Origin of the sequence: Streptomyces sp. NPDC007189, from assembly GCF_040703635.1 — a bacterium.
Lineage (GTDB): Bacteria > Actinomycetota > Actinomycetes > Streptomycetales > Streptomycetaceae > Streptomyces.
In genome coordinates this window covers 23,363-29,822 of record NZ_JBEYEY010000036.1, presented here as the reverse complement: position 1 = coordinate 29,822, position 6,460 = coordinate 23,363, and the positions used below count along the sequence as shown (strand labels likewise).

Here is a 6,460-nt window from a genome sequence, read left to right as displayed (position 1 = left end):
CTGAACGCCTTCCAGATCGCCTTCGACGGCCGACTGAACCCAAGCAACCGCTGACCACCTCAACAACCAAGATCAGCCGTTAAGTTGACACTCCCTCGACTGTTCGTGCGGAACCGGACAGTTGGCGGTTGGCCTCGCCGGTCGTGGCATGCAGGTTGTCGCAACTGACGCCAGCGAGGCGATGGTTCGTCGGACTGCAGAGTTGTCTGAGGAGTTCGGGGCATCCGTCCGGGCCGTACGGGCGAACTGGGAAGAGTTGCCCGACCATTTCCAGGACAGCACGTTCGACATGGTGTTCTGCGTTGGCAACTCGCTTCACCATGCCGCAGGCGCGGCAGGCAGGGGTGCTGCTCTGGAGTCGATGTCACGGCTTCTGCGCCCCGGCGGGCGCTTGGTACTCACATCCCGCACTTGGGAACTCGTGAGGGCCAGAGGTTCCCGGCTGGAGATCAGTGACCGACTCGTCCGCCGGAACGGTCGTGATGCCGTCGTGGTCTACCGCTGGGAGATTGCGCCGCATTGGGAGGAGGAGCACCACATCGAGATTGCGATCGCGCAAGTTGATTCGACCGGGTTGGTTCTTGTCCGCTCGGAACTGCTGTCCTGCTGGCCCTATCGGTACGAGGAACTCGAAGTCGAGCTGCACCGGGTCGGACTCCAAACGGAACTGAGCACGTTCGATCTTGAGGCCGAGAACTACATGGTGGTCGCGAGCAAGGTATAAACACCGGACTCTCAGTCCCTGGCCGGACCGCGCGGTTGCTCGCAGGACGCTTGCGCCCTCTCATCGGTGCGGGTTCAAGTGGTCAACGCAACGCCTCGGACGAGGAGTGCTCGTCGATCAGACGGCGGTAGATCCGGGGTGACGGTGTGGCGCTGTTTCCTGGTCGCGTCCAGATCAATGAGCAGGATCTCGTCGATCAGCAGCGTGAACGGATCCAGCTTCGACGGCCGCGCCGAAGCGGTTGTCGTGCGTGGCTGCGGCCAAGCCGAGGTCAGGGCCTTGTTGACCGTGCTCCAGGTGATGCCGTACTTGCACTGACGGCACCAGGTGATGGCCCAGAAAGATGTTCGCGAATTCTGACGTCACCATCGGGGTTGCGGTGTCAAGCTGGATGTGCCCAGTAAAGGAGCACCCCCGATGCCGCCTGGCCGTCGAAGGTCGAGTTGTACGCCGCGCTGCGGCGCGACTCCCGCGATGGCATGTCGAACCGGGCGCTTTCACGAACAACTGACGTCACCAACTACCGACAGAACCAGAAGGGAGTATTCTTTCCCGCCCCTGTAATCCAAGTCGTCCGCGTCGTCGGTCGCCGGCTTGTCGAACTCACCGACCACCACTGGATGGAGGCCCCGGCCCCGCAGGGGCCGGACCGGAGGGGTTGGGAATACGGACGGCGGAACCCGCCGGGTCAGCGCACCACGAAACGTCCGGGAGGATGCTGGGCGAAGGCGGTCGGGAAGCGGTCGGATGTGCCACGGGCGTTGTCGTACGGGCCGCGTGGCGCGGCGCGCCTGCGCCCTGGGTACAACTGGTCACGCCGAGCAGCACTCCGGCCGCAAGAGCCGCTGAGGCTCGAAGTCTCGTCGTCCCCCCGGTCCTGACGATCTGCCAGTCGCCGCAGCAGCAATACTAGCGCCGCACGTTCACCGGACGGGGCGCCCTCGGAGTAAGTATCTCCGGTAGACGACAGGTGCTACCCCGGTTGCTGATTGGCCGGCGCAGTCCTGCCCACCTTGAGCGGGCGCAACCAGATCGGACGCCGATGGCAAGCGGACGGCACCCTCAACAGGACTCGAGCAGCACATCTGTCGAGATCTGGACCTCGCGGCCCTGGTCGCTGGCGACGAAATGCCGTGAAGCTGCCGTGGGATGCCCGCCGCGGGCAGCCTGCCCTACGATGTGGGCACGTCTTGCTTCGGGGGAAATCATGGGGTATCAGGAACGTCGGGTCGAACTGATTGCCAGGCGGGCCGCACCGCACCTGGAGACGGGTGAGCAGATTCAGACCGGATTCCTCGCGCAGACCGGTTCGTGGATCTTCAGCGCGCGCGTGTGGACGTTCGTGGTTACTGACCGTGCCATCCTGATCGTGGGTCGCAACGGCGTGCAACGCCTCCCTCGCGACTTCCGTTTTGGCGATCCGACCGGGATGTACCACAGGATCGAGCTTGACCGCACGTACAAGGTGCACCGGCAGTACTACCCGGAGATCACCGCCGCCGATGAGGCACTGCGGGACATGCAGGCTCGCGGCAACCCGCCGGAGAGTGAGCAGCGCTGAGCAAGCCGACCCCGCCCAGCCCGCGCTGCTGATCCGGGACCTCTAGCATCGACCGGCACGGCCGCATCGCCCACCCCATCCACCGCACCTGCGCCACAAGGCGATGCGAGCGCTCGCGGCGGAGCAGGTGCCCGGATCGCAAGATCCCGCACTCAAGCGCAGCCGTCCGCTGACGCTGCGCACCGTCAAGGCCCTGGACGGCGTGGCCGGCTTGGAACCGTGGCCGGCCGAGTCGATCGCCCAACGTGCCGCCCGTGTCACCGAACAGTCCCGCCGGCGCGCACAGCAGCCCGCACCAGCGGTGCCCAGGAACACTCCGGCCGCCGAGCGGCACCAGCAGACCCAAAGCCCCCAGACGCCGCCCGCCCCCGGGGCCCGCCTGCCCTGACCGCAGGCGTGGGCGGCAGACGCCGCGAGCTGCTGCTTCAAATAGGAGTGAACTCTTACCTGATGCCTCCCGTAGCGCAGTCATTACTCCCTTATGGTCTTGGCATGGGCATTCTGATACCTGGGCTCGCGCCGACGGTGGTCGGCGTGGTGACCTTCGCTGCGGTCTTCATCTGCATGACCAAGGTTCTCTTGCCGCGCATCAACAAGGCCCTCGACGAGCGGAAGGATGCCATCGAGGGGCAGATGGAACATGCTGAACAGTTGAGGACGGAAGCCGGTGAAGTCCTCGCCAAGTACCGCGAGGAGCTCGCCGAGGCCCGACACGATGCAGCTCGTCTGCGCCAGGAGGCCCTCGAGGAGGGCACGCAACTGATCGCCGAAATTCGCACCGAGGGCCTGCGGGAACGCGAGGCGATGATTGCGGAAGCCCAGGCAGGGCTGGCGGCCGATCGCGTCATCGCGGAGACGGAGCTGCGGGGAGATATCGTGTCGCTGGCCACCGAGCTGGCTGGTCGGGTAGTCGGCGAAGCGCTCGAAAGCGCCGCCCACAGCGAGATCGTGGACCGCTTCTTCTCAGATCTTGATGCGCGAAGCGCGGCAGGTTTCCAGTAGCCCCCACCTCAACCGCGCGGAAGGCGCGCCCGGAACCGCGGTCACCACTGGACTAGGGCCGGTTACCGTTTCCGGTACACGCTCGCGACGAAGGTGGTCAACGAGCTGGTCGAGGCCGCCGACGAGAAGCAGCTGAACAAGACCATGGCTCGCTACGGCCGCGTCGGTCTGACTCCTACCGCCTCGCCAGCACCCGAGGACGAGTCGAGGAACCCGCCAAGGCCGGTTGACCGCAGTCGCGTTCGACGCCTTCGACACGCAGCTTCAGGCCGTGAGGGAGCGCATCGACCACGTCCTGGCCGAGCAGCCCCAGTCGACCCGTGATGCGCTGCACCGGCTTCTGCCCCGGACCGTGGGACGCCGGGCCATGGCCCGGCTGCGCACCCAGCTGGTCGACAACTCCGGCCTCGGCCGCAACGCCGAGCTGAGAGCCATCCGAGCCCTGTTCACCGCCAACGCCGGGTTCGAGAACCTCAAAGCCCGGTTCACGAACGGCACACCACAGCCCGGCCGGCCGCCCGTGACCGAGAACGAGGTCCATCAAGCACGGGGACGGCTGAAGCAGGCCGAGCGGGAACTCGCAGAGCTGCCCTCCACCGCATCGACACCCTGCGCGCTCTCGACGCCCTGGACAGTGGGGTCGATCTGACCCCGAACCCGGCCACCGGTATTGCGGCGCACGTCCCCCCGATCGCCGCCGAATCCCGCCCACGGACCCGCCTGCACACCTCCGCGGTCGGCCGCCCACGCCACGACGACCGCACCGCCGAACGGCACCGCCTACCCCACGAACAGGTACCACAGCGCGGCACTGGGCTGGCCTGACCAGCGCCACATGGAGAACAACGCCCCCCGCCCACAAGACAGCGCCCGCGCCGCACCGGTACGGCTCTCGGGGCCTGCGGCGCTGGCCAGTGGACCGCAGGCGCGGCGCCCGGGCGTGCCGCGCCGGACCCTAGACCTGCGCCGCAGCCTTCTCGGCCTGTGCCGACACCGGGGCCTGTTCGGCCTCGCCGCCCGCCGCCGCAGCATTCTCCGCCTCGGCGAGCGCGGTGTACATCACCGAGCCCTGCTGTTGCGACTTCTCGGCGCGGTTGTTCTTGACGAGGAGCTCCAGGTTATTGCGCACTACCTGCACGGACGTCGCCCGCTCGGGGTGCTTGGCCTTGAACGCGTCGAACACCTCGCGCGCCGTCTGCAGGTGACCCTGCGACTTGACCAGAAGGGGCAGGATGAGCTCCTGCAGCGTCGGCCCGTCCGCCTTCCTGCCCGCGGTCTTCTTCGCCGGAGCCTCCTCGGCCGTGGCTGCTTGCGCCGGCACCCTCTTCGCGGTGGTCTTGGTTGCCGCCGCCTTCTTCGCCGTGGTCGTCTTCGCCGCGGCCTTCTTCGTGGGCGTCTTGCCCTTTGCGGCCGTCTTCTTGGTGGCTGTCTTGGCCCGGTTGTCCTGCCGCGGCTGAGGAACGGTCCCGGGCGCGACCGTGACCACCTCGGCCGGTGCCGGGGCCGCGCCTGGCGCCTCCCGCGGCTCGGCTGTCGCCGACGACGCCTCGTCGGCGGCGTCGCCGGCCTCGGCGCCGTTCGACCCGGTCAAGGTGCCCTGCAGCTTCAGCAACAGGCCTTCCTCCACCTTGAGTTGTGCAAGGCGCTCCTGGAGCCCGGTGATCTGCGCGGCGATGTCGCCCTGCTCTTTGCGGTTGGCCTCGAGGTCGCTGGCGAATTGCTGGGCGTACACGTTGTGGATGGGGGTCTTCTCGGGCTCGTCGGCCACGGCAGCACGCTCCTTGTACCTGGATGTGTCTGCTGGATGCTACTCACACCAACGGGGCGAATGTTGCCTTCCGGCACGATCCCCACTCTCTCGGGCACTGTGCCCTTGCAGATTACCGGCGGATCAGGCACCCATGTCACCGGGAAAAGTCCGGGTAGGCCCGGTAGGTCTTGCCGCGCCGTGTCCTGCCAGCGGGCCCGCCAGATCAAGCAGTCGAGCAGTAGGGGTCCGCCCGGCTGCCCGGCTTTTCGGTCATGTGTCCTGCTCCGGGTCCCACCCTGTGGGCCGGGCAAGGTTCCCAAGGCTTTCATACGCCCCACCAGGCGGAAGGACCTCCGGCCGAGCCTGTTACGGGGTCACGCATGAAGCACCGTGGTTGCGGTAACTGGCGGTGCAGGAGATGACCGCGCCACGACCTGCACCGCAGCGGTCATGACCTGCGCAATAGGCTCGGTGTCGTGGCCGAGCCGCGACGGGGAGGAAAGACATGCCGAGTGCGGAGGCTCACTGGAGTGTGGATGCGGCCTGCCGGGTGGCCGACCCGGAGGAGATGTTCGCCGACAGCGCCCGGCAGAAGCGGGCCAAGGCGGTCTGCTCGGGATGCCCGGTGCGCACCGAGTGCCTGGTGGACGCCCTCGACAATCGCGAGGAATGGGGCGTTTGGGGTGGCATGACCGAGCGCGAGCGCAGAGCCCTGCTGCGCTGCAGACCCCACGTCACCTCCTGGCGGCAGGTACTCCAAGCGGCAGGCGGGGGAGTGCCCCGCGCCGGCTGAGAAGCCGTGTTGGAGGCCCGCATGGCAATGCGAACGCGTTTTTGATGAGCCCAACTATGCTGGTCCGCAGCAGCGCAGGGGGAGGGGATAGCCGATGGACTGGCTCTGGTGGGTTCTCATCGTCTTTTGGACGGGCGGCTTCGCATGGGCGGCTGACAACGTTCGTACCGCACTGCGCAATCGGCATGAGCGCAAGTTGCAGTTGCTGGAGGCGGCGAAACAGGAACGCTTGGCCGTAGAAGTAGCGAACAAGCCTCCGGAGCCGGTGTGCGGATGCACGCACCATCTCGCCAAACACGACAAGCAGGGCCAGTGCCATGAGCGCGTCGAGGTGCCGGTGGCCTGGGATGAGAGCAAGAAGCCGCTGCGTTACGAGGCTGGTCAGTGCAACTGCCAGCAGTACGTGGGACCGCAGCCTCTGTCGCAGGTGTTCGCGGAGGATCTGACGGATCTGGCGTGATCAGGATCAACGACGGGGTGTCCCTTCCGCCCGTCGTGCACGGGGCGGGGCTGTCGTCCAAGGACTCAACAGGCTGGGATCCGGACCGCTGTGAGGACGGCACCAGCACCGTCGGCATCCGCCACCAGACCGTGGCTTGGGTGGTCGCGTCCGCGGTGCGGGACGCCGCG

General features: G+C 67.1%; 7 protein-coding genes and 2 pseudogenes. 8 read left to right on the top strand and 1 reads right to left on the bottom strand.

Annotation, left to right across the window (positions count from 1 at the left end; genetic code table 11):
- Positions 1 to 94: 94 nt before the first annotated feature.
- The 6 genes and pseudogenes from AB0950_RS38640 to AB0950_RS38615 form a co-directional block, all read left to right on the top strand.
- Positions 95 to 724, top strand: a pseudogene (locus AB0950_RS38640) (class I SAM-dependent methyltransferase); the annotation flags it as partial.
- A 1,207-nt stretch (positions 725 to 1,931) separates the two neighbouring features.
- The gene (locus tag AB0950_RS38635) at positions 1,932 to 2,285 is read left to right on the top strand and encodes a hypothetical protein (protein ID WP_366780598.1); all 354 of its coding nucleotides are present in this window, start codon (positions 1,932 to 1,934) and stop codon (positions 2,283 to 2,285) included.
- 127 nt (positions 2,286 to 2,412) lie between these two features.
- Entirely contained in the window at positions 2,413 to 2,673 is a 261-nt protein-coding gene (locus tag AB0950_RS38630; protein ID WP_360160851.1) for a hypothetical protein, read from the top strand.
- 104 nt (positions 2,674 to 2,777) lie between these two features.
- The gene (gene atpF / locus AB0950_RS38625; protein ID WP_360160849.1) at positions 2,778 to 3,287 is read left to right on the top strand and encodes a F0F1 ATP synthase subunit B; all 510 of its coding nucleotides are present in this window, start codon (positions 2,778 to 2,780) and stop codon (positions 3,285 to 3,287) included.
- 60 nt (positions 3,288 to 3,347) lie between these two features.
- A pseudogene (locus tag AB0950_RS38620) lies at positions 3,348 to 3,458 on the top strand (AAA family ATPase); the annotation flags it as partial.
- A gap of 55 nt (positions 3,459 to 3,513) precedes the next feature.
- On the top strand, positions 3,514 to 3,936 hold the full coding sequence (locus AB0950_RS38615) for a hypothetical protein (RefSeq protein WP_366780597.1): 423 nt from the start codon (positions 3,514 to 3,516) through the stop codon (positions 3,934 to 3,936).
- A gap of 306 nt (positions 3,937 to 4,242) precedes the next feature.
- On the opposite strand, the gene AB0950_RS38610 is transcribed toward AB0950_RS38615, so the two are convergent.
- The gene (locus AB0950_RS38610) at positions 4,243 to 5,055 is read right to left on the bottom strand and encodes a hypothetical protein (RefSeq protein ID WP_366780596.1); all 813 of its coding nucleotides are present in this window, start codon (positions 5,053 to 5,055) and stop codon (positions 4,243 to 4,245) included.
- A gap of 487 nt (positions 5,056 to 5,542) precedes the next feature.
- On the opposite strand from AB0950_RS38610, the gene AB0950_RS38605 reads away from it, so the two are divergent.
- Positions 5,543 to 5,830: a WhiB family transcriptional regulator gene (locus tag AB0950_RS38605; RefSeq protein WP_360160843.1), complete on the top strand. Its 288-nt coding sequence runs from the start codon at positions 5,543 to 5,545 to the stop codon at positions 5,828 to 5,830.
- A 94-nt stretch (positions 5,831 to 5,924) separates the two neighbouring features.
- Positions 5,925 to 6,290: a hypothetical protein gene (locus AB0950_RS38600; protein WP_360160841.1), complete on the top strand. Its 366-nt coding sequence runs from the start codon at positions 5,925 to 5,927 to the stop codon at positions 6,288 to 6,290.
- The last annotated feature ends 170 nt before the right edge of the window (positions 6,291 to 6,460 follow it).